This window comes from Streptomyces sp. NPDC086549, from assembly GCF_044746205.1.
Classification (GTDB): Bacteria; Actinomycetota; Actinomycetes; order Streptomycetales; family Streptomycetaceae; genus Streptomyces.
Map to the genome: position 1 here is coordinate 229,182 of NZ_JBIVBS010000001.1, position 21,691 is coordinate 250,872.

Annotated in this window: 16 protein-coding genes and 1 pseudogene; 9 read left to right on the forward strand and 8 right to left on the reverse strand. The window is 71.9% G+C overall.

Features of this window, described 5'->3' with window-relative positions; translation table 11 throughout:
- Window positions 1-20: 20 nt before the first annotated feature.
- Both wecB and ACIPSA_RS01065 read left to right on the forward strand, forming a co-directional pair.
- The gene (wecB, locus tag ACIPSA_RS01060; protein ID WP_402627229.1) at window positions 21-1,184 is read left to right on the forward strand and encodes a non-hydrolyzing UDP-N-acetylglucosamine 2-epimerase; all 1,164 of its coding nucleotides are present in this window, start codon (window positions 21-23) and stop codon (window positions 1,182-1,184) included.
- Window positions 1,181-1,891 carry a family 16 glycoside hydrolase gene (locus ACIPSA_RS01065; protein ID WP_402627232.1) on the forward strand — a complete coding sequence of 237 codons (711 nt, stop codon included), beginning with the start codon at window positions 1,181-1,183 and terminating at the stop codon, window positions 1,889-1,891. The genes wecB and ACIPSA_RS01065 overlap by 4 nt, the downstream gene beginning before the upstream one ends.
- A gap of 124 nt (window positions 1,892-2,015) precedes the next feature.
- On the opposite strand, the gene ACIPSA_RS01070 is transcribed toward ACIPSA_RS01065, so the two are convergent.
- The 3 genes from ACIPSA_RS01070 to ACIPSA_RS01080 all read right to left on the reverse strand — a co-directional run bounded on the left by ACIPSA_RS01070 (window position 2,016) and on the right by ACIPSA_RS01080 (window position 9,176).
- Window positions 2,016-3,479, reverse strand: a complete 1,464-nt coding sequence (locus tag ACIPSA_RS01070) for a glutamate synthase subunit beta (protein ID WP_402627235.1) — start codon at window positions 3,477-3,479, stop codon at window positions 2,016-2,018.
- On the reverse strand, window positions 3,472-8,064 hold the full coding sequence (gene gltB / locus ACIPSA_RS01075) for a glutamate synthase large subunit (RefSeq protein ID WP_402629410.1): 4,593 nt from the start codon (window positions 8,062-8,064) through the stop codon (window positions 3,472-3,474). The genes ACIPSA_RS01070 and gltB overlap by 8 nt, the downstream gene beginning before the upstream one ends.
- Window positions 8,065-8,444: 380 nt before the next feature.
- Window positions 8,445-9,176 (reverse strand): VIT1/CCC1 transporter family protein, encoded by a 732-nt coding sequence (locus ACIPSA_RS01080; RefSeq protein WP_402627238.1) that lies wholly within the window; start codon window positions 9,174-9,176, stop codon window positions 8,445-8,447.
- A 228-nt stretch (window positions 9,177-9,404) separates the two neighbouring features.
- Between ACIPSA_RS01080 and ACIPSA_RS01085 the strand changes: the two are divergent.
- The 7 genes and pseudogenes from ACIPSA_RS01085 to ACIPSA_RS01115 all read left to right on the forward strand — a co-directional run.
- A pseudogene (locus ACIPSA_RS01085) lies at window positions 9,405-10,430 on the forward strand (ADP-ribosylglycohydrolase family protein); the annotation flags it as partial.
- Window positions 10,409-11,725 (forward strand): ADP-ribosylglycohydrolase family protein, encoded by a 1,317-nt coding sequence (locus ACIPSA_RS01090; protein WP_402627241.1) that lies wholly within the window; start codon window positions 10,409-10,411, stop codon window positions 11,723-11,725. The pseudogene ACIPSA_RS01085 and the gene ACIPSA_RS01090, both read left to right, overlap by 22 nt.
- Window positions 11,726-11,733: 8 nt before the next feature.
- Window positions 11,734-12,909 carry an ADP-ribosylglycohydrolase family protein gene (locus tag ACIPSA_RS01095; RefSeq protein ID WP_402627244.1) on the forward strand — a complete coding sequence of 392 codons (1,176 nt, stop codon included), beginning with the start codon at window positions 11,734-11,736 and terminating at the stop codon, window positions 12,907-12,909.
- Window positions 12,897-14,333, forward strand: coding sequence for an ADP-ribosylglycohydrolase family protein (locus tag ACIPSA_RS01100; RefSeq protein WP_402627247.1), 1,437 nt, complete (start codon window positions 12,897-12,899; stop codon window positions 14,331-14,333). The genes ACIPSA_RS01095 and ACIPSA_RS01100 overlap by 13 nt, the downstream gene beginning before the upstream one ends.
- On the forward strand, window positions 14,330-15,223 hold the full coding sequence (rbsK, locus tag ACIPSA_RS01105) for a ribokinase (protein ID WP_402627250.1): 894 nt from the start codon (window positions 14,330-14,332) through the stop codon (window positions 15,221-15,223). The genes ACIPSA_RS01100 and rbsK overlap by 4 nt, the downstream gene beginning before the upstream one ends.
- The gene (locus ACIPSA_RS01110; RefSeq protein WP_402627253.1) at window positions 15,220-16,416 is read left to right on the forward strand and encodes a CaiB/BaiF CoA transferase family protein; all 1,197 of its coding nucleotides are present in this window, start codon (window positions 15,220-15,222) and stop codon (window positions 16,414-16,416) included. The genes rbsK and ACIPSA_RS01110 overlap by 4 nt, the downstream gene beginning before the upstream one ends.
- Window positions 16,413-17,225 (forward strand): HpcH/HpaI aldolase/citrate lyase family protein, encoded by an 813-nt coding sequence (locus ACIPSA_RS01115; protein WP_402627256.1) that lies wholly within the window; start codon window positions 16,413-16,415, stop codon window positions 17,223-17,225. The genes ACIPSA_RS01110 and ACIPSA_RS01115 overlap by 4 nt, the downstream gene beginning before the upstream one ends.
- Before the next feature lie 118 nt (window positions 17,226-17,343).
- On the opposite strand, the gene lgt is transcribed toward ACIPSA_RS01115, so the two are convergent.
- From lgt to trpM, 5 genes are all read right to left on the reverse strand, one after another.
- Window positions 17,344-18,315 carry a prolipoprotein diacylglyceryl transferase gene (gene lgt, locus ACIPSA_RS01120; RefSeq protein WP_402627259.1) on the reverse strand — a complete coding sequence of 324 codons (972 nt, stop codon included), beginning with the start codon at window positions 18,313-18,315 and terminating at the stop codon, window positions 17,344-17,346.
- Between the two features lie 96 nt (window positions 18,316-18,411).
- Window positions 18,412-19,188, reverse strand: a complete 777-nt coding sequence (locus ACIPSA_RS01125; protein WP_402627262.1) for a DsbA family protein — start codon at window positions 19,186-19,188, stop codon at window positions 18,412-18,414.
- Between the two features lie 90 nt (window positions 19,189-19,278).
- Window positions 19,279-20,097, reverse strand: a complete 819-nt coding sequence (trpA, locus tag ACIPSA_RS01130) for a tryptophan synthase subunit alpha (RefSeq protein ID WP_402627265.1) — start codon at window positions 20,095-20,097, stop codon at window positions 19,279-19,281.
- On the reverse strand, window positions 20,094-21,377 hold the full coding sequence (gene trpB / locus ACIPSA_RS01135) for a tryptophan synthase subunit beta (RefSeq protein WP_402627268.1): 1,284 nt from the start codon (window positions 21,375-21,377) through the stop codon (window positions 20,094-20,096). The genes trpA and trpB overlap by 4 nt, the downstream gene beginning before the upstream one ends.
- Window positions 21,378-21,436: 59 nt before the next feature.
- Entirely contained in the window at window positions 21,437-21,685 is a 249-nt protein-coding gene (trpM, locus tag ACIPSA_RS01140; protein WP_402627271.1) for a tryptophan biosynthesis modulator TrpM, read from the reverse strand.
- Window positions 21,686-21,691 lie beyond the last annotated feature (6 nt).

Consider the following 21,691-nt stretch of genomic DNA (forward strand, 5'->3'; position numbering starts at 1 on the left):
ATGCCCTAGGGGGGCCTTCCATGTCCACAGCTCCGTCAACCGTGCCCGTACGCGCCATGCTCGTGCTCGGCACCCGGCCGGAAGCGATCAAACTGGCGCCGGTGGCGCGGGCGATGGCCGGCAGCGAGCAGTTCGAGCCGATCGTCGTCACCACCGGCCAGCACCGCGAGATGCTCCACCAGATGCTCGGTCTGCTCCGCGTCGACGTACGGATCGCGCTCGACGTGATGCGCAGCCGGCAGCAGCTGTCCGAGCTGACCGCCCGCCTGGTCGGCGAGCTCGGCGAGGCCATGCGGGATCAGCGGCCGGACCTGGTCGTGGTGCAGGGGGACACCACCACCGCGCTGGCCGGCGCCCTGGCCGCCTTCTACGAGAAGATCCCGGTCGCCCACGTCGAGGCGGGGCTGCGCACCGGGGTCATCGACAACCCCTTCCCGGAGGAGCTCAACCGCAGCCTCATCGGACGCATCGCCCGCTGGCACTTCGCCCCGACACCGCGCGCGGCAGGGAATCTGACCGACGAGGGTGTCCCGGCGGAGCAGGTGTTCACCACCGGCAACACGGTGATCGACAACCTGCTGTGGGTGCTGGCCGAGGGCACCGGCACCTCGGCGTTCCGCACCGGCGCCCGGCGGGTCCTGGTGACCCTGCACCGCCGGGAGAACCAGGGCGAGCGTATGCGCGGCATGGGCCGGGCGCTCACCCGGCTCGCCGGGCGCGGGGACGTGGAGATCGTGCTGCCGCTGCACAAGAGTCCCGCCGTACGGGACGCGCTGCTGCCCGAACTCGACGGCCACACCGGCATCTCGCTGGTCGAGCCGCTCGACTACCTGGACTTCGCGGCGACGCTGGCCGAGTGCGACCTCGTGCTCACCGACTCCGGCGGCATCCAGGAGGAGGCCCCGAGCCTGAGCAAGCCCGCGCTGGTGCTGCGCACCACCACCGAGCGCCCGGAGGCGGTCGAGGCCGGCGCGGCGAAGCTGATCGGCACCGACCCGGACGCCATCGTGACCTGGGCCGAAAGGCTGCTGGACGATCCGGCGGAGTACCGGCGGATGGCGGGCGCGGGCAACCCGTTCGGCGACGGACGGGCCGCCACCCGCGTACTCGCCCAACTCGCCGAGGACTTCGCCGCCGATGTGCCGGTCGGCCTCACCGCGTCCGGGCCATACTCGACGGCATGACTACGTCGCCCCTGCGTCACGTCCGCCGGATCCCGCTGATCCCGCCGGGGCGCAGGGGCCGCCTCCTCACCACCCTGGCACTGGCCCTCACCCTGGCCGCGCTCCTCTCGGTCGCCGTGAGCCAGTGCCGGGGCGCCCACTCGCCACCGCCCAAGCCCTGGATCGACGGTTCCACCCACGGCCGCTGGCTCTCGGTGTTCAACGGCCACGGCACCAACGTGGGCGACGACGCATCCCTGTCGCTCTCCCCCAGGGCCGCGGAGGACCGGGGTACGACACACGCGGGCCTCGTGGTGAGCACCGCCTCCTACACGGACGTGCGGTACGAGGCGCGGATGCGGACGGTGAAGCAGCTGCGCGATCCCGACCCGAACCCGTGGGAGGTCCCGTGGCTGGTCTGGGCGTACACCGATCCGGAGCACTTCTACTACATCACCCTCAAGCCCAACGGCTGGGAACTGGGCAAACGGGACCCCGCCTATCCGGGGGGCCAGCGCTTCCTGGCGACGGGGCGGACGAAGTACCCCGTGGGTGACTGGTACGGCGTGCGGGTCGAGCAGCGGGGTGCAGTGCTCGCGGTGTCGGTGGACGGCAAGCCGCTGGTGACCTTTACGGACACGGAACGCCCTTACAACCAGGGCAAGGTGGGGGCCTACACCGAGGACGCGACGGTCAAGTTCGAGGACCTGAAGGCGAGTTCACGCTGAAAGGGCAGCGGCGCCTGCCCAGTCCGGTCGGGGACTGCGGGCAGGCGCCGCCTACGGGGGTCTGGGGGAATCCCCCAGATGACCCGCCCGTACGCCGTTGTACGGGACGCTTTTTGTGGTGCCGTCAGACCATCAGCGAGCGGTCCGTCGGGCGGATCGGCGCCGGCAGGTCGCTGGCACCGGTCAGGAAGCGGTCGACGCCGCGGGCGGCCGAACGGCCCTCCGCGATCGCCCACACGATGAGCGACTGGCCGCGGCCGGCGTCACCGGCGACGAACACGCCCGGCACGTTGGTCTGGAAGTCGGCGTCACGGGCGACGTTGCCGCGCTCGTCGAGGTCGAGACCGAACTGCTCCACAAGACCGTTCTCCCGGTCGGTGCCGGTGAAGCCCATGGCGAGGGTGACCAGCTGGGCCGGGATCTTGCGCTCGGTGCCCGGCTTCTGGGTCAGCTTGCCGTCGACGAACTCGACCTCGGCCAGGTGCAGCCACTGGACGTTGCCGTCCTCGTCGCCCTCGAAGTGGGTCGTCGAGACGGAGTAGACCCGCTCGCCGCCCTCCTCGTGGGCGCTCGTCACCTTGTAGAGCATCGGGAAGGTCGGCCAGGGCTGGGCAACCGGGTTCCGCTCCTCACCCGGGCGCGGCATGATCTCCAGCTGGGTGACGGAGGCCGCGCCCTGGCGGTGGGCGGTGCCCACGCAGTCGGCGCCGGTGTCGCCACCACCGATGACGACGACGTGCTTGCCCTCGGCCGAGACCGGGGTGGTGACGTAGTCACCCTCCTGGACCTTGTTGGCCAGCGGCAGGTACTCCATCGCCTGGTAGACGCCCTTGAGCTCGCGGCCGGGGACCGGGAGGTCACGGGCGGTCGTGGCGCCGGCGGCGATGACGACCGCGTCGTACCGCTTCTTCAGGTCGGTCGCCTTGAGGTCGCGGCCGATCTCGATGCCGGTACGGAAGCGGGTACCCTCCGCGCGCATCTGCTCGATACGGCGGTTGATGTGCCGCTTCTCCATCTTGAACTCGGGGATGCCGTAGCGCAGCAGACCGCCGACGCGGTCGGCGCGCTCGTACACCGCCACGGTGTGGCCCGCCCGCGTGAGCTGCTGGGCGGCGGCCAGGCCCGCTGGGCCCGAGCCGATGACCGCGACCGTCTTGCCCGACAGGCGCTCGGGCGCCTGCGGGGCGACGTCACCGGTCTCCCACGCCTTGTCGATGATCGAGACCTCGACGTTCTTGATGGTGACCGGCGACTGGTTGATGCCCAGCACGCACGCCGACTCACAGGGGGCCGGGCAGAGGCGACCGGTGAACTCCGGGAAGTTGTTGGTCGCGTGCAGGCGCTCCTGGGCGGCCGCCCAGTCCTCGCGGTAGGCGTAGTCGTTCCACTCGGGGATCAGGTTCCCCAGCGGACAGCCGTTGTGGCAGAACGGGATGCCGCAGTCCATGCACCGGCTGGCCTGCTTGCTGATGATCGGCAGCAGGGAGCCCGGAACGTAGACCTCGTTCCAGTCCTTGACGCGCTCGCTGACGGGACGGGTCTTGGCGACCTCACGGCCGTGGTTCAGGAAGCCCTTCGGGTCAGCCATTGATCGCCGCCTCCATCATCTTCTCGTGGGTCTCGGTCTCGGAGAGACCGGCTCGCTCGGCGGCGTCCTTGGCGGCGAGCACTGCCTTGTAGGTGCTGGGGATGATCTTGCTGAAGCGGTCGGCCGCCGTGTCCCACTCGGCCAGGAGCCTCTCGGCGACCGTCGAGCCGGTCTCCTCCTGGTGGCGGCGCACCACGTCGTGCAGCCACTGCTTGTCGGCGTCGTCCAGCGCCTCGACCGCGTCGAGGTTGCCGACGTTGACGTTGTCCCGGTCGAGGTCGATGACGTACGCGACACCGCCGGACATGCCGGCCGCGAAGTTGCGGCCCGTCTCGCCGAGGACCACCGCGTGACCGCCGGTCATGTACTCGCAGCCGTGGTCGCCCACACCCTCCGAGACCACCAGCGCACCGGAGTTTCGGACGCAGAACCGCTCGCCCGTACGACCGCGCAGGAACAGCTCACCGCCGGTCGCGCCGTACGCGATGGTGTTGCCCGCGATCGTCGAGTACTCGGCGAGGTGGTCGGCGGCCCGGTCCGGGCGGACGATCACACGGCCGCCGGAGAGACCCTTGCCGACGTAGTCGTTGGCGTCGCCCTCCAGGCGCAGCGTGACACCGCGCGGCAGGAAGGCACCGAAGGACTGGCCCGCCGAGCCCGTGAAGGTGATGTCGATGGTGTCGTCGGGCAGACCCGCGCCGCCGAACTTCTTCGTCACCTCGTGGCCGAGCATGGTGCCGACCGTGCGGTTGATGTTGCGGATGGCGACCTGGGCACGCACCGGCTGGGCGTCGGTCGCCGAGTCGGCGGCCAGGGCGTCGGCGGCGAGCTTGATCAGCTCGTTGTCCAGGGCCTTCGCCAGGCCGTGGTCCTGCTCGACGATCCGGTGGCGCACCGCGCCCTCGGGCAGCTCGGGCACGTGGAACAGCGGCTCCAGGTCCAGGCCCTGCGCCTTCCAGTGGTCGACGGCACGGGCCACGTCGAGCGCCTCGGCGTGGCCGACGGCCTCCTCGATGGAGCGGAAGCCCAGCTCGGCGAGGATCTCGCGGACCTCCTCGGCGATGAACCGGAAGAAGTTCACCACGTACTCGGCCTTGCCGTTGAAGCGGTCGCGCAGCACCGGGTTCTGGGTGGCGACGCCGACCGGGCAGGTGTCCAGGTGGCAGACGCGCATCATGATGCAGCCGGAGACGACGAGCGGAGCGGTCGCGAAACCGAACTCCTCGGCGCCGAGCAGCGCGGCGATGACGACGTCACGGCCGGTCTTCAGCTGGCCGTCGGTCTGCACGACGATGCGGTCGCGCAGGCCGTTGAGCAGCAGGGTCTGCTGGGTCTCGGCGAGGCCGAGCTCCCAGGGGCCGCCGGCGTGCTTCAGCGACGTCAGCGGGGACGCGCCGGTGCCGCCGTCGTGACCGGAGATCAGCACCACGTCCGCGTGCGCCTTGGACACACCGGCCGCGACCGTGCCGACGCCGACCTCGGAGACCAGCTTCACGTGAATCCGCGCCTGCGGGTTCGCGTTCTTCAGGTCGTGGATCAGCTGTGCCAGGTCCTCGATCGAGTAGATGTCGTGGTGCGGCGGCGGGGAGATCAGTCCGACACCCGGGGTCGAGTGACGGGTCTTGGCCACCCACGGGTAGACCTTGTGGCCGGGCAGCTGGCCGCCCTCGCCGGGCTTGGCGCCCTGGGCCATCTTGATCTGGATGTCGTCCGCGTTGACCAGGTACTCGGAGGTCACACCGAAGCGGCCGGAGGCGACCTGCTTGATGCTGGACCGGCGCGCCGGGTCGTACAGGCGCTCCGGGTCCTCGCCGCCCTCACCGGTGTTGGACTTGCCGCCCAGCTGGTTCATGGCGATGGCGAGGGTCTCGTGCGCCTCCTTGGAGATGGAGCCGTACGACATGGCGCCGGTGGAGAAGCGCTTGACGATCTCGCTCGCCGGCTCGACCTCGTCGATCGGGATCGGCTGCCGGTCGGACTTGAAGCCGAACAGGCCGCGCAGCGTCATCAGGCGCTCGGACTGCTCGTTCACGCGGTCCGTGTACTTCTTGAAGATGTCGTAGCGGTTGCTGCGCGTGGAGTGCTGGAGGCGGAAGACCGTCTCCGGGTCGAACAGGTGCGGCTCGCCCTCGCGGCGCCACTGGTACTCGCCACCGATCTCAAGGGCGCGGTGCGCGGGAGCGATACCCGATGCGGGGTACGCCTTGGCGTGGCGGGCGGCGACCTCCTTGGCGATGACGTCGATGCCGACGCCGCCGATCTTGGTGGCCGTGCCGTTGAAGTACTTCTCGACGAAGCCCTCGTCGAGACCGACGGCCTCGAAGACCTGGGCGCCGCGGTAGGAGGCGACGGTCGAGATGCCCATCTTGGACATGACCTTCAGGACGCCCTTGCCGAGGGCGTAGATCAGGTTCCGGATCGCCTTCTCGGCCTCCATGCCCGGCAGGAAGGTGCCCGCGCGGACCAGGTCCTCGACGGACTCCATCGCCAGGTACGGGTTGACGGCGGCGGCGCCGAAACCGATGAGCAGGGCGACGTGGTGGACCTCGCGGACGTCGCCGGCCTCGACCAGCAGGCCCACCTCGGTGCGCTGCTTGGTGCGGATGAGGTGGTGGTGGACGGCCGCGGTGAGCAGCAGCGACGGGATCGGGGCGTGCTCGGCGTCCGAGTGGCGGTCCGACAGGACGATCAGACGGGCGCCGTTCTCGATGGCGGCGTCGGCCTCGGCGCAGATCTCCTCGATGCGCGCGGCGAGCGCGTCACCGCCGCCGCTCACCCGGTACAGGCCGGAGAGGGTCGCGGCCTTGAAGCCGGGCATGTCGCCGTCGGCGTTGATGTGGATGAGCTTGGCCAGCTCGTCGTTGTCGATGACCGGGAAGGGCAGGGTCACGCTGCGGCAGGACGCCGCGGTCGGCTCCAGGAGGTTGCCCTCCGGGCCGAGCGAGGAGCGCAGCGAGGTGACCAGCTCCTCGCGGATGGCGTCCAGCGGCGGGTTGGTGACCTGCGCGAACAGCTGGGTGAAGTAGTCGAAGAGCAGCCGCGGGCGCTCGGAGAGGGCCGCGATCGGGGAGTCCGTACCCATCGAACCGATCGGCTCGGCAGCGGCCTTGGCCATCGGCGCCAGGATGACGCGCAGCTCCTCCTCGGTGTAGCCGAAGGTCTGCTGACGGCGGGTGACCGAGGCGTGGGTGTGGACGATGTGCTCGCGCTCGGGCAGGTCGCCGAGCTCGATCTCGCCGGCCTCCAGCCACTCCGCGTAGGGCTGCTCGGCGGCGAGGGTCGCCTTGATCTCGTCGTCCTCGATGATGCGGTGCTCGGCGGTGTCGACGAGGAACATCTTGCCGGGCTGCAGGCGGCCCTTGCGGACGACCCTGGCGGGGTCGATGTCGAGGACGCCGACCTCGGAGCCGAGGACGACCAGGCCCTCGTCGGTGACCCAGTAGCGGCCGGGGCGCAGACCGTTGCGGTCGAGCACGGCGCCGACCTGGGTGCCGTCGGTGAAGGTGACACAGGCCGGGCCGTCCCAGGGCTCCATCATCGTGGAGTGGAACTGGTAGAAGGCGCGCCGGGCCGAATCCATGGAGTCGTGGTTCTCCCACGCCTCCGGGATCATCATCAGCACGGAGTGGGGCAGCGAACGGCCGCCGAGGTGCAGGAGTTCGAGCACCTCGTCGAAGGACGCCGAGTCGGAGGCGTCCGGCGTACAGACCGGGAAGATCCGCTCGAGGTCGCGGTCACCGAAAAGGTCCGAGACCAGCTGCGACTCGCGGGCCCGCATCCAGTTGCGGTTGCCCTTGACGGTGTTGATCTCACCGTTGTGCGCGACGAAGCGATACGGGTGCGCGAGCGGCCACGACGGGAAGGTGTTCGTGGAGAAGCGCGAGTGGACGAGCGCGACGGCCGACGCGAAGCGGCGGTCGGACAGGTCCGGGAAGAAGGGCTCCAGCTGACCGGTGGTCAGCATGCCCTTGTAGACGATCGTCCGCGCGGACAGCGACGGGAAGTAGACACCGGCCTCGCGCTCGGCGCGCTTGCGCAGCACGAACGCCTTGCGGTCCAGCGCGATGCCCTCGCTGGCGCCGTCGGTGACGAAGACCTGCCGGAAGGCCGGCATGGTCGAACGGGCGGTGGCGCCCAGCAGCTCGGGGGCGACCGGGACCTCGCGCCAGCCGAGGACCGTCAGGCCCTCCTCACCGGCGATCGTCTCGATACGTGAGACGGCGTCCTCGGTCCCCTCCTCCGGCAGGAAGGCGATGCCGACGGCGTACGAGCCCGCCGCGGGGAGTTCGAATCCGGCCACCTCGCGGAAGAAGGCGTCCGGCACCTGCGAGAGGATGCCCGCGCCGTCGCCGGAGTCGGGCTCGGAGCCGGTGGCGCCGCGGTGCTCCAGGTTACGCAGAACCGTGAGCGCCTGCTCGACCAGCGCGTGGCTCGCCTCGCCGGTGAGGGTGGCCACGAAGCCGACGCCGCAGGCGTCGCGCTCGTTGCGGGGGTCGTACATACCCTGCGCAGCAGGGCGAGCATCCATGAACGACCAGTTCTGGCCATTCGCGGAATGCTGGGACGGCTGGCGCGGCGTACGCATCGGCTCTCCCGTCGTCGTCATCTGGCATGTGATGGTGCCGAGGGACGACGTTGGCCCTCTGCGGAGTGCAAAATTTCGTGCAGGTTACATGATGGAGTGGCGCTCGGGAACCGGATACTCCGTTCCAACATGCGGACGCCATGGGGTGCGGCGAGGGTGCCGCGCGCGGGCGGCGGAAGTATGGGGGGACCGAACCCGACAAGATCGATCAGATCGGCGTCGGTCGGCCCGAGGGTCGGAGGGAGCGTCGTCGCCCCTCCCACGGGTGCACGGCAGGCGTCATTGCCCGCAGCGCTTACGGCTCATGCCCAGTGGTTAAGCATTCGAAACCAGCGAGTAACGGCTACTTATTCGGCCCAACGCATAAGTAGCGGCCCTATCTATCCTACGGCCGTTCCGAACAAGCTGCCCAGGGCGTATGTCACACCGGCCGCGGCGCCGCCGAGCGCGAGCTGCCGGAGCCCGCTGAACCACCAGGTGCGCGCCGTCACCCTGGCCACCACGGCACCGCACCCGAAGAGTCCGGCGAGCGCGAGCAGCACGCCGGGCCACAGGACGGTCGCACCCAGCAGGAACGGCAGCACGGGCAGCAGGGCACCCAGTGCGAAGGAGCCGAACGACGACACGGCCGCGACCAGCGGCGACGGCAGATCTCCGGGGTCGATGCCCAGCTCCTCACGGGCGTGTATCTCCAGGGCCTGCTCGGGGTCCCTGGACAGCTGCCGGGCCACCTCACGAGCCAGTTCCGGCTCGACACCGCGGGCCTCGTAGAGGGCGGCGAGCTCCTCCTCCTCGTCCTCGGGGTGCTTGCGCAGCTCCCGCCGCTCGACATCCAGCTCCGCCTCGACGAGCTCACGCTGCGAGGCCACGGAGGTGTACTCGCCGGCCGCCATGGAGAAGGCCCCGGCGGCAAGGCCGGCAAGGCCGGTGATCACAATGGTCTGGTGACCGACGGAGCCGCCCGCGACGCCGGTCAGCAGGGCGAGGTTGGAGACCAGGCCGTCCATGGCACCGAAGACGGCGGGGCGCAGCCAGCCGCCGTTCACGTCGCGGTGCGTGTGGTTGTCGCGGTGCGCCTCGTGCAGTGGCGCCTCGATGTCGATGATGGCCATGAGGGTCCCCCAATGAGCTTAGGCAAAGCTAACTTTTGGACTAGTTCTACTTTTCGACAACACCGAACGTACGCCTTGAATTTCCGTCCCGCCAGCAAGGAAAGGCTGGGCTAACCTGCGGCTTTACCTTGAAACGCTCATCCGAGTTGATGTATGCACACATGTCGACCGGGTGACGCTGGGCTTCAAGAGGCTCAGGTGAACCGTTCAGGTGGCAGACATCCCCGCATGGCATCGATCGCCTGTATTCCCTCGGTCCCGGCGCCGGGGGGCGCCGCCGCACTCCGCGAGCGGGCGCGCGGCGCGCTGCTCGGCCTCGCCGTCGGAGACGCCCTCGGCGCCCCGGCGGAGAACATGAAGCCCTCCGAGATCCGCGCCCGCTGGGGCCGTATCACCGGGTACGTCGCCGAGAAGCCGTCGGGCACGGACGACACCGAGTACGCGATCTTCTCGGGACTGCTGCTCGCACGGCACGGCTCGGCGCTCACCCCGGCCCATGTCGAGGCGGCCTGGCACCAGTGGATCGCCGACCGCGACGAGGGCCCCTTCCGCGGCGCGGGCTTCAGCGAGCGCGGCACCCTGGAGAACCTCCGGCGGGGCCTGGCAGCGCCCATCTCGGCCCAGCACCGGCACGCCTGGAGCGACGGCCTCGCGATGCGGGCGGCCCCCTTCGGGGTGTTCGCGGCGGGCCGCCCCGCCGAGGCGGCCCGCCTGGTGGCGATCGACGGCTCGGTGAGCCACGACGGCGAGGGCATCTACGGCGGCCAGGCGGTGGCGGCCGGGGTCGCGGCGGCGATGGCGGGAGCCCCGCCGAGCGCGGTCGTCGCCTCGGCCCTCGCGGTCGTCCCGGACGACTCCTGGACGGCCCGCTCGCTGCGCCGGGCGGTGACAGTGGCCCACCGCGGCGAGCGAGCCGTCCGCTCCGCCGTGGTCATCGGCGGCTACCCGTGGACCGACCTGGCCCCCGAGGCGGTGGCCCTGGCCTTCGGGGCGTTCGCGGCGGCCGACGGCGACTTCAAGGAGGCCGTCCTGACCGCGGTGAACATGGGCCGCGACGCCGACACCACCGCCGCGGTGGCGGGCGCCCTGGCCGGCGCGACCCAGGGCGTGTCCGCCGTCCCGGCGGAGTGGGCCGCGGCGATCGGCCCGGCCAGGGGCAGCTGCCTGCCCTCCATGGCGGGCCACCACGTGCTGGACGTGGCCGAGCTGCTGGTGCCGGGCGAGGGCGGCAAATGGGGGGCGGACGTGGTCGTACCGGACTACCTGCCGGGGGTGGTGCGGGACCTCGGCGACCTCGGCGACCTTGCGCCGGAGGACATGAGGACACCCCTCGCGCCGGCCTCCCGGCCCACCGGGTCGGCCGCCGGACGGGCGGAGGTCCGCGGGGCCGGCGGGCGCAGACCCCTGGTGGCCGGCATCAACGAGATCCTGCCATGACCCGCCGTGTCGAAGGCCTCCTGCTGGGCCTGGCCGCGGGTGACGCCGCCGGATGGCCCGCCGCCCGGCACCGGGCCGCGCGGATGCCCGAGTGGACCCGGCGCCTCACCCGCGAGCTGGACACCTTCGCCGAGCAGAACGCGACGACCACCCTGCCCGTCCCCATCGCGCTCAACCAGCCCCCGGAGCCGCTCCGGCTCGGCCCCTCCGACGACGCCGAGTGGGCGGTGTTCGCGGCGGAGGCCGTGCTGCGGGCCGGGGACGACAGTGTGCTCGGGGACCTGAGCCGGGAGCGCAGAACCCGGGCCGCCATCGACCTCACCTGGAGCGCCGTCGCCTCCGAGGTGGCGGCGGCCGCCGACCGCGCCCCCGAGGTCGAGTCGGCGGTGCTGCCCCTGCGCGCCCGCATCTCGGTCCGCGCCGGACTCGGCAACCTCGCCACCGGCCTGCGCCCGCCCGCCACCGGCCACGACAACCCGCACTATTTCGACGACGCGGCCTGCGTGCGCGCCTGTGTCCTGGCCGTGGCCCACCCCGGCGACGCCCGGCGCGCCGCCGACCTGGCCGAGTTCGACGCCCGCTACACCCAGGACGGCGACGGCGTGCACGGCGCCCGGGCGATGGCGGCGGCACTCGCACTTGCGCTGGCCGGGGCGGAGGCCGAGGCGTGTGTGACGGCCGCGCTCGCCGAGCTGCCCGGGGAGACGGAGATCGGCCGCAACGCCCGCCAGGCACTGGCCCTGGCCCAGGACACGGACACCGCCTTCGCCCTCATCCCCCTCCTCGAACACCAGATCGTCGACCACGTCTACAGCTACGGCATCGCCGCCGCCGAGACGGTCCCGGTCGCCCTCGCCCTGGCCACGGCGGCGAACGGCCGGATCGCCGAGGCCGTCCCCGCCGCGGCCTGCCTCTCCCGGGTCGCCGACTCGGCGCCCGCCCTGGCGGGTGCGCTGACCGGCGCCCTGGGCGGCGGCGAGTCGATCCCGCCCGCCTGGCGGGACGCCTGCCGCACTCTCCCCGGCTGCACACTCCCCCGTCTCACCGGCACCGACCTCGTGGAACTCGCCGAGCTCCTGGAAGCCACACAACCGGCCCGACCAGGAGGATGATTCGGGGCATGACGCCCAAAGGAGAAGAAAACAGCGGGGCGGGTCTGGACGAACGAATCACCGGTGCCCTCGTCGGAGCCGCCGTCGGCGACGCCCTCGGCGGCCCCGTCGAGGGCTACTCCCCCGACCAGATCCTCGAACGCCACGGGGGCCGCGTCACCGGCGTCGTCGGCCCCTGGAACGGCGACGCCTGGCGCACCGCCCGCCCCATCGCGCCGTACCACAAGGGCGACGGCCACGTCACCGACGACACCCTGATGACCCATGCGCTGGTACGGGTGTACGCGCGGGTCCGCGACCATCTCGACGCGTACGCGATCTCCGACCACCTGGTCCCGGACCTGATGACGAACCCGCGCTGGATCCCGGAGCTGGAGGCCGAGGCGCTGCCGTTGCAGAGGATCTTCCTGGCGGAGAAGTGGCTGGTGGCGCGGCTGGCGTACGGCCATGTGGACCCCCGGGAGGCCGGCACGGGCAACATCGTCAACTGCGGCGCGGCGATGTACATGGCTCCCGTCGGACTGGTCAACGCGGCCAACCCGGCGGCCGCGTACGCCGAGGCACTGGACATCGCGGGCGCCCATCAGTCGTCGTACGGCCGTGAGGCGGCCGGTGTCTTCGCGGCGGCGGTCGCCGCGGCGTGCGCGCCGGGGGCCACACCGGAGTCGGTGGTGGCGGCCTGTCTGTCGCTGGCGAAGGACGGCACGCGGGAGGCGATCGAGCGGGTCCGTGAAGCGGCGGCCGCGCACCGGGACTTCGAGTCGGCGCTGGTCCCGGTCCGGGAGGCGGTGGCCCCCTACGACACGGTCGGCGCCGACTACCGCTCTCCTTCCCTCGCGGCCCGCCGCCCGTCCCGCCTCCACTCGATCGAGGAACTCCCCGTCGCCCTGGGCATGTTGATCGTCTCCGGTGGTGACTACCGGCAGGCGGTCCTCGGCTCGGTCAACTACGGCCGGGACTGCGACTCGATCGCGACGATGGCAGGAGCGCTGGCCGGGGCTCTGGGCTCACCGGTCCCGGACGACTGGTCCAAGACGGTCTCCGAGGCCAGCCGGCTGGACTTGTGGGAACCCGCGCGGACGCTCACCGAGGTGACCCGCGAGGTCTTCGACCGGGACGTACGGCACCGGCGCGCGCACGAGCGGGCGTTCGCCGAGCTCGGGGGCCCGAGATGCTCCGGCTGACCTGGGTCCAGCCGGAGGATCTGCTCGGCCACGAACTGCGCCAGGCATGCCAGGACGGCCGCGAGCCTTCGGCGATCGAGGCGCGGTGGAGGGCGGCGGGGGGCACGGAGACTCCGGCGCGGGCGGGCGCTTCGGCGGGACGGGCGTCGCGGTACCTGCGGTTGCTGGCGGAGGACCTGCTGGACGAACTGGCCGACCTGCCGAGCAGGTTGGCGGACGAGGAACCGACGGACCTGGCGAAGATCAAGGCCCGCTGTCCGCATTGGCCTGTCCGAACCGCGGGCGGTCGTGCCGCTGGGGCGGCACGGGCGGGCGCGGGCGGCACCCCGCCGGCGCGGGCAAGCGTCCCCACCCCCGCGCAAGCCCCCACCCCGCTCAGCCTCGAAGCGGCCTGGCTCGGCCGCGCCGCCGGCTGTCTCCTCGGCAAGCCCGTCGAGAAGCTCCCGCTGCACGCCATCCGCGAACTCGCCAGAGCCACAGGCAACTGGCCCCTCAACACCTGGTTCACGGCAAGAGGCGTCCCCGCGGAACTCCTCGAAGCCCACCCCTGGAACCGCCGCTCGGCCGCCACCTCCCTCGCCGAGAACATCGACGGAATGCCCGAGGACGACGACCTCAACTACCCCCTCCTCAACCTCCTCCTGCTCCGGCGCCACGGCAGGGCCTTCACCACCACCGACGTGGCCCGGCTCTGGCTCGACGAACTCCCGGCGGGCCGCACGTTCACCGCCGAACGCATCGCCTACCGCAATCTCCTCACCGGCATCGAACCCCCGTACACCGCCCGCCGGCGCAACCCCTTCCGCGAATGGATCGGTGCCCTGATCCGCGCGGACGTCCACGGCTGGACGAACCCGGGCGACCCGGCGGCCGCCGCCGAGCAGGCGCACCGCGACGCCACCCTCACCCACACCGCGAACGGCGTCTACGCGGCGATGTTCGCCGCGGCCGCCATCGCCACCGCGGCCACCGGCACCCACGACGTCCACGCCTGTCTGCGGGCCGGCCGCGCGGTGGTCCCGGGCCGTTCCCGGCTGGCCGCGGCCCTCGACCACGCCGTCCGTCTCGCCGAATCCCAGGAGGACTTCGACGCAGTCGTGGACGAACTCCACGCCGTCCACTCCCCCACCCACCACTGGGTCCATGCCATCCCCAACACCGCCCTGATCGCCGCCGCCCTCACCCACGCGAACGGCGACTTCACCGGCTCCGTCTGCCGCGCGGTGTCGGGCGGCTGGGACACCGACTCCAACGGCGCCACGGCGGGAAGCATCACCGGACTGCTCGCCGGTACCCCCGCCGCCCTCCCCGACCGCTGGACGACCCCTCTGAAGAACCGCCTCGCCACCTCCGTCGCCGACTTCGACGGCACCGGCTTCGACACCCTCGCCCACCTCACCCACCTGGAGGCGACCCGCCCATGACCCATATCGCCGTGCTCGGCAGCTTGAACATGGACCTCGTCGCGTACGTCGAGAAGGCCCCGCAGCTCGGAGAGACCGTCACGGGGCGGGAGTTCCGGACGATCCCCGGCGGCAAGGGCGCCAACCAGGCGATCGCCGCGGCGCGCGCCGGCGCCACCGTCTCGATGATCGGCGCGGTCGGCAACGACGCCTTCGGCACCCGGCTGCGCGAGACCCTGGAGCACTCCGGCGTGGACACCGACTCCCTGCGCACCATGGAGGGCTCGTCCGGCACCGCGCACATCGTGGTGGACGACGAGGGCGGGAACTCGATCGTCGTGATCCCGGGCGCGAACGGCACCGTGGACCACCTCTCCCCGGGCGACGAGGGCGTGATCGCCTCCGCGGACGCGCTGCTGCTGCAACTGGAGATCCCGCTGAAGGCGGTGCTCGCGGGCGCCGAGGCGGCCCGTCGGCACGGTGTCCGTACGATCCTCACCCCCGCGCCCGCACAACCGCTGCCGTCCGAACTCCTCGCCGCCACCAGCCTGCTGGTTCCCAACGAGCACGAGGCCGCCGCCCTCACCGGCCGCCCCGACCCGCGCGAGGCGGCGGCCGCCCTGCTCGACCAGGTGCCGGAGGTGGTCGTGACCCTGGGCGCGGTCGGTGCCCTGTACATGACCCGGGGCGCCGAACCGCTCGTGGTCCCCGCGCCCCGGGTGTCCGCCGTGGACTCGACGGGCGCGGGCGACACGTTCGTCGGCGCCCTCGCGGTGGCCCTCGGCGAGGAACGGCCGATCCGGGAGGCGCTGACCTGGGCCGCCGCGGCGGCCGCCGTCTCCGTGCAACGGGAGGGGGCGTCGGCGTCGATGCCGTACCGCCCGGAGATCGAGGCGCAGTACACCGCATGAGTACCTCACCCCAACCCCTCGCCGGCCTGCGCGTCCTCGATCTCGCCACCCTCTTCGCCGGTCCGCTCGCCGCGACCCTGCTCGGCGACTTCGGCGCCGAGGTGATCAAGGTCGAGCACCCGGCCAAGCCCGACCCCTGCCGGGGTCACGGTCCCTCGAAGCACGGTGTCGGCCTGTGGTGGAAGCTGCTCGGCCGCAACAAGCGCACCATCACCCTCGACCTGTCCAAGCCCGGCGGCCGCACCACCCTGCTGAGGCTGGCGGCCACCGCCGACGTCGTCGTCGAGAACTTCCGCCCCGGCACCCTGGAGAAGTGGGACCTGGGCTGGGCGGAGCTGTCCGCCGCCAACCCGCGGCTGATCCTCACCCGGGTCACCGCCTTCGGCCAGTTCGGCCCCTACGCGCACCGCCCCGGCTTCGGGACCCTGGCCGAGGCCATGAGCGGTTTCGCCGCTATCACCGGCGAGCCCGACGCGCCGCCGACGCTCCCGCCCTTCGGCCTCGCCGACTCCATCGCGGGCCTGGCCACCGCGTACGCGGTGATGACGGCGCTCGCGGCCCGGGAACACACCGGCGAGGGCCAGGTCGTCGACATGGCGATCATCGAGCCGATCCTGACCGTGCTCGGCCCACAGCCCGTCTGGTACGACCAGCTGGGCCACGTCCAGCCGCGCACCGGCAACCGCTCCCAGAACAACGCCCCGCGCAACGCCTATCGCACGGCGGACGGCACCTGGGTCGCGGTCTCCACGTCCGCGCAGTCGGTCGCCGAGCGCGTGATGCACCTGGTCGGGCGTCCGGAGCTGATCGACGAGCCGTGGTTCGCGACGGGTGCCGACCGGGCGGCGCACGCCGACGTCCTCGACAGGGCGGTCGGCACCTGGATCGCCGCCCGCACCCGCGACGAGGTGCTGGCGGCCTTCGAGAAGGCGGAGGCCGCCGCGGCCCCGATCCAGGACGTACGGGACGTGATGGCGGACCCGCAGTACCAGGCCCTGGACACCATCACCGCCGTCGACGACCCGGAGCTGGGCCTTCTGCGCATGCAGAACGTGCTCTTCCGGCTCTCCGCCACCCCCGGCGCGATCCGCTGGGCGGGCCGCCCGCACGGCGCGGACACGGAGGCCGTCCTGACCGAGCTGGGCCTGACCCCGGCGGAGCTCGGCTCCCTGCGCGCGGAGGGCGCCCTGTGACCCCCTTCCCGCTCACCTGGCTGTATGTGCCCGGCGACCGTCCGCACGTCGTGGCCAAGGCACTGGCCTGCGGCGCGGACGTCGTGGTGATCGATCTGGAGGACGCGGTCGCCCCCGACCGCAAGGAGTACGCCCGCGCGGCGACGGCCGACCTGCTGTCCGAACCCCGCTCGGCCCGCGTCCACGTCCGCGTCAACGCCCTGGAGGCACCGTGGGCCGCGGCCGACCTCCGGGCGGTGGCCGCGCTTCCGGGTGTGTCCGGGCTGCGCCTCCCGAAGGTGACGTCCGCGTCGGACGTGGTGCGGGTGGCGGAGGGAACCGGGCTCGCCCTCTACGCCCTCCTCGAAACGGCCCTCGGCATCGAGCACGCCTACGCGATCGCCTCCGCCCACCCGTCTCTGCGGGGGGTCTCGCTCGGCGAGGCGGATCTCCGGGCCGACCTGGGCGTACGCGACGACGCGGGCCTGGACTGGTGCCGTTCCCGGGTCGTGGTCGCCGCGCGAGCGGCCGGGCTCGCCCCGCCGCCGCAGTCGGTCCACCCCGACATCCGCGACCTGGAAGGCCTGGCCGCGTCCTGCGCCCACGGCCGCTCCCTGGGCTTCCTCGGGCGCGCCGCCATCCACCCCCGGCAGCTCCCGATCATCGAGCGGGCCTACCTGCCCACGGAGCTGGAGCTGGAGCAGGCCGAGACGATCATCAAGGCGGCGACGGAAGAACAGGGCGCGCAGGCGCTGCCCGACGGCAGATTCATCGACGCGGCGGTGGTGGCGGCGGCCCAGCGGACGCTGTCGCTGGTCCGGAGCCGGTGAGACGCGGGACGCGGAACGCAAGAGACGAGACACGAGACGCGACGAGGGCGCCCAGCGGTTTCCATGTGCGGCTACCGCCGCATGGCTCCGGGCGCCCTCGTCGTCGTACGGCCTGGGATCAGCCCTTCTTGGTCGCCGACTCCGCCTCGTCCTTCGTCTCGGCCGACGCAGTCTTGGCGTCGGCCTCGTCCCCGGCCTTGTCTCTGCCCTCGGCCTTGTCGTCGGCGTCGGTCTCCGCCGCGGCCTCGGCCTCGCCGCCGGGAGTGTCGTCGGCGGCGCCCGGCTCCACGACCTCTTCGCGCCCGGGCCGCTTCTTCGATGACACCACGATGTAGACCACCGCGAGCAGGAACACGATCATCGCGGTCCAGTCGTTGAGGCGGAGGCCCAGGATGTGGTGGGCGTCGTCGACGCGCATGTACTCGATCCAGCCGCGGCCCACGCAGTACGCGGCGACGTACAGGGCGAACGCCCGGCCGTGGCCCAGCGTGAAGCGGCGGTCGGCCCAGATCACCAGGAAGCCGACGCCGACGCACCACAGGGACTCGTACAGGAACGTCGGGTGGTAGTAGCCCGGCACCCGGCCGCCCTCGGAGGACGTGATGTGCAGCGCCCACGGAACGTGCGTCTCACGGCCGTACAGCTCCTGGTTGAACCAGTTGCCCCAGCGGCCGATGGCCTGGGCGAAGGCGATGCCGGGGGCGATGGCGTCGGCGTAGGCGGGCAGCGGGATGCCCCGGCGTCGGCAGCCGATCCACGCGCCGACCGCGCCGAGCGCGATCGCGCCCCAGATACCGAGGCCGCCCTCCCACACCTTGAAGGCGTCCACCCAGTCGCGGCCCTCGCTGAAGTACAGCTCGTAGTCCGTGATCACGTGGTAGAGCCGGCCGCCGACGAGGCCGAAGGGCACGGCCCAGACCGCGATGTCGGCCACCGTGCCGGCCCGGCCGCCGCGGGCGATCCAGCGCTTGTTGCCGAGCCAGACGGCTACGAAGACGCCGATGATGATGCAGAACGCGTAGCCGCGCAGCGGAATCGGGCCGAGGTGAATGACCCCGCGCGACGGGCTGGGAATGTAGGCAAGTTCCATGGCAAGGTCGACGCTACCGTGCCGGGCCCGGCACACGGCAGGCAGCCCGGCTACGGGTCCATAACGGGGGTGTGAGAAACACTTACCCGTGGTCGGTCACCCCTGGTCGGCCGCCTCCACCATCTGCTTCAGCTTCTGCGGGGTCATCGTCGTGTCCGCGTAGATGTTCTTGCCGTTCAGCAGCACGGTCGGCGTGCCGCCGAAGTTGCCGGTCTTGAAGGCCGCGTGGGACTTGTCGACCCAGCTGTCGTGCTTGCCGTCGTTGACGCAGGCGCGGAAGGCCGGGGTGTCGAGGCCCGGTACCTTGCCCGCCAGCTCGATCAGCTTGGCGTTGTCCGCGAAGGCGTCGTCCGTCTCCTTGGGCTGGTTCGTGTAGAGGACGTCGTGGTAGTCGCGGAACTTGCCGGCGTCCTGGGCACAGGCCGCCGCGTTCGCCGCGCGCAGCGAGCCGGTGCCGCCGAGGTTGCCGTCGATGAGTCTGACCAGGTGGTACTCCACCCTGAGCTTGCCGGCGTCGGTGAGCTCGTGGATCGTCGGGCTGTACGCCGTCTCGAAGGCCTTGCAGGCCGGGCAGCGGAAGTCCTCCCACACCGTGATCGTGGTCCTGGCTCCGTCCTTGCCCACCGGGATCGCGAGGCTGTCCTTGCCCTGCGCGCCCGAGGGCGCCACTGCGGGGCCCGCGTTCTTGCCGCCCTTGTTCTTGCCCGCGTTCGCGGCGATCACGCCGATCACCGCCGCGAGTCCCAGGACGCAGACGACGCTCGCGCCCACGATCAACGCACGGCGTCGCTTCTCCGCGGCCTTCTGCTTCTCGCGCTCGACCGCCATCCGCTCCCGGGCGGTGCGCTTTCCGTCACGGTTCTTCTCGCTCACACCCCCAGAACGAACCGGGGAGGCGCACCGCGCCTCCCCGGTCCCAGGTCCACCCGTTCGAGTGACCGAATATTCCGTTATGCCTGATGACTAGGCCTGTCCGCGCACGCCCTTCGCCAGCTCACCGGCGAGCTCACGGACCGCCTCGACACCGGCCGCGTCGTCCGGCGCGTCCAGCATCCGCTTGACGAAGGCCGAGCCGACGATCACCCCGTCGGCGAAGCCGGCGACCTCGGCGGCCTGGGCGCGGCTGGAGACGCCGAGCCCGACGCAGACCGGCAGGTCGGAGCCGGTGGCCCGGGTGCGCCCCACCAGGTTCTGTGCCTGCGCGCCGACCGACTCACGGGTACCGGTGACGCCCATCAGCGAGGCGGCGTAGACGAAGCCGCTGCCCGCCGCGGTGATCTCGGCGAGCCGCGCGTCCTTGCTGCTGGGGGCGACCACGAAGACCGTCGCGAGCCCGTGCTTCTCGGCGTGCTCCCTCCACAGCGCCGACTCCTGGACGGGCAGGTCGGGCAGGATGCAGCCCGCTCCGCCCGCCTCCGCCAGCTCGGCGGTGAAGCGCTCGACTCCGTAGCGGTCGATGGGGTTCCAGTACGTCATCACGAGCACCGGCTTCCCGGTGGCCGCGTGGGCCTCCCGGACCGTGCGCATGACGTCGGCGATCTTCACGCCGCCCCGCAGGGCGATGTCGTCGGCGGTCTGGATGACCGGACCGTCGAGAACGGGGTCGCTGTGCGGCAGCCCGACCTCGACGACGTCGGCGCCACCGTCGAGGACGGCCTTGATCGCCTCGATGCCGCCGTCCACGGTCGGGAACCCGGCCGGGAGATAGGCGATGAGCGCGGACCGGCCCTCGGCCTTCGCGGCCGCGAGGGTGTCGGTCAACAGGTCGATGTTCCCGCTCACTTGGCGTCCCCCTCGATCTCGGCGGTGTCGGCGGCGTTGGCGGCGACCTCGGCGTCGGTGTCGTACAGGCCGAAGTAGCGGGCGGCCGTGTCCATGTCCTTGTCGCCGCGGCCGGACAGGTTGATCACGATCAGCCCGTCCTTGCCGAGCTCCTTGCCGACCTCCAGGGCACCGGCGAGGGCGTGGGCGCTCTCGATGGCCGGGATGATCCCCTCGGTGCGCGACAGCAGGCGCAGGGCCTGCATGGCGGCGTCGTCGGTGACCGCGCGGTACTCGCCGCGGCCGCTGTCCTTGAGGTAGGAGTGCTCGGGCCCGATGCCCGGGTAGTCCAGACCGGCGGAGATGGAGTACGGCTCGGTGATCTGGCCCTCCTCGTCCTGCAGGACGTACGACCGGGAGCCGTGCAGGATGCCGGGCTCGCCGGCGGTGAGGGTGGCCGCGTGCTCGCCGGTCTCGACGCCGTGCCCGGCGGGCTCGCAGCCGATGAGGCGGACCGAGGTGTCCGGGATGAAGGCGTGGAAGAGGCCGATGGCGTTGGAGCCGCCGCCGACGCAGGCAACCGCGGCGTCGGGCAGCCGTCCGGCGCGCTCCAGGAGCTGGCGGCGGGCCTCCACACCGATCACCCGGTGGAAGTCGCGGACCATGGCCGGGAAGGGGTGCGGACCGGCGACCGTACCGAACAGGTAGTGGGTGTGGTCGACGTTGGCGACCCAGTCCCGGAAGGCCTCGTTGATGGCGTCCTTCAGGGTGCGGCTGCCGGACTTCACGGCGACGACCTCGGCGCCGAGCATGCGCATGCGGGCCACGTTGAGGGCCTGGCGCTGGGTGTCGATCTCGCCCATGTAGACGGTGCATTCGAGGCCGAACAGCGCGCACGCCGTGGCGGTGGCGACGCCGTGCTGGCCGGCGCCCGTCTCCGCGATGACGCGGGTCTTGCCCATCCGCTTGGTGAGCAGGGCCTGGCCGAGCACGTTGTTGATCTTGTGGGACCCGGTGTGGTTGAGGTCCTCGCGCTTGAGGAACATCCGGGCGCCACCGGCGTGTTCGGCGAACCGCGGCACCTCGGTGAGGGCGCTGGGGCGGCCGGTGTAGTTGACGAGCAGGTCGTCGAGTTCACGGGCGAACTCGGGGTCGGCCTTCGCCTTGTCGTACTCGACGGCGACCTCGTCCACGGCGGCGACGAGCGCCTCCGGGATGAACTTGCCGCCGTAGGCTCCGAAGTAGCCTTCGGCGCTGGGGACTTGACCCTCCGGGTCGGGGATGAAGAACTCGCTGGGCATGCGGAAACCTCACGGTGAGTTTGTGGAAAGTCACTAAATCGCCGTGGGGGCGGGGATTGTCAGTCGGCCGCCGACACGCTGTGGCCGGTCGCGCTCACGCGGCGGAGCCGCATGTCGGGCACTGCCCCGCGCCCCTGAAAGGGGCGCTGCCATCGCCGCCCGTTTACCTGCCCAGGCTCGTCGCCGATGACGTACCGCACCCTCCGCCCGTGCACCCGTCGCGCGGGCGCGCGGCAGCCGCGGGGCCGGCAGCCGCGCGCGAGGCGGGCGTACCGGTCCGTGGCCGTCGTGGTGATCGGAAGCGTCATCGTCGC

Excerpts from the sequence above, each read along its gene's own strand:
- wecB (WP_402627229.1), top strand. The coding sequence starts at position 21 with ATGTCCACAGCTCCGTCAACCGTGCCCGTACGCGCCATGCTCGTGCTC.
- ACIPSA_RS01065 (WP_402627232.1), top strand. The coding sequence starts at position 1,181 with ATGACTACGTCGCCCCTGCGTCACGTCCGCCGGATCCCGCTGATCCCG.
- ACIPSA_RS01070 (WP_402627235.1), bottom strand. The coding sequence starts at position 3,479 with ATGGCTGACCCGAAGGGCTTCCTGAACCACGGCCGTGAGGTCGCCAAG.
- gltB (WP_402629410.1), bottom strand. The coding sequence starts at position 8,064 with ATGCGTACGCCGCGCCAGCCGTCCCAGCATTCCGCGAATGGCCAGAAC.
- ACIPSA_RS01080 (WP_402627238.1), bottom strand. The coding sequence starts at position 9,176 with ATGGCCATCATCGACATCGAGGCGCCACTGCACGAGGCGCACCGCGAC.
- ACIPSA_RS01090 (WP_402627241.1), top strand. The coding sequence starts at position 10,409 with ATGGGGGGCGGACGTGGTCGTACCGGACTACCTGCCGGGGGTGGTGCG.
- ACIPSA_RS01095 (WP_402627244.1), top strand. The coding sequence starts at position 11,734 with ATGACGCCCAAAGGAGAAGAAAACAGCGGGGCGGGTCTGGACGAACGA.
- ACIPSA_RS01100 (WP_402627247.1), top strand. The coding sequence starts at position 12,897 with ATGCTCCGGCTGACCTGGGTCCAGCCGGAGGATCTGCTCGGCCACGAA.
- rbsK (WP_402627250.1), top strand. The coding sequence starts at position 14,330 with ATGACCCATATCGCCGTGCTCGGCAGCTTGAACATGGACCTCGTCGCG.
- ACIPSA_RS01110 (WP_402627253.1), top strand. The coding sequence starts at position 15,220 with ATGAGTACCTCACCCCAACCCCTCGCCGGCCTGCGCGTCCTCGATCTC.
- lgt (WP_402627259.1), bottom strand. The coding sequence starts at position 18,315 with ATGGAACTTGCCTACATTCCCAGCCCGTCGCGCGGGGTCATTCACCTC.
- trpB (WP_402627268.1), bottom strand. The coding sequence starts at position 21,377 with ATGCCCAGCGAGTTCTTCATCCCCGACCCGGAGGGTCAAGTCCCCAGC.
- trpM (WP_402627271.1), bottom strand. The coding sequence starts at position 21,685 with ATGACGCTTCCGATCACCACGACGGCCACGGACCGGTACGCCCGCCTC.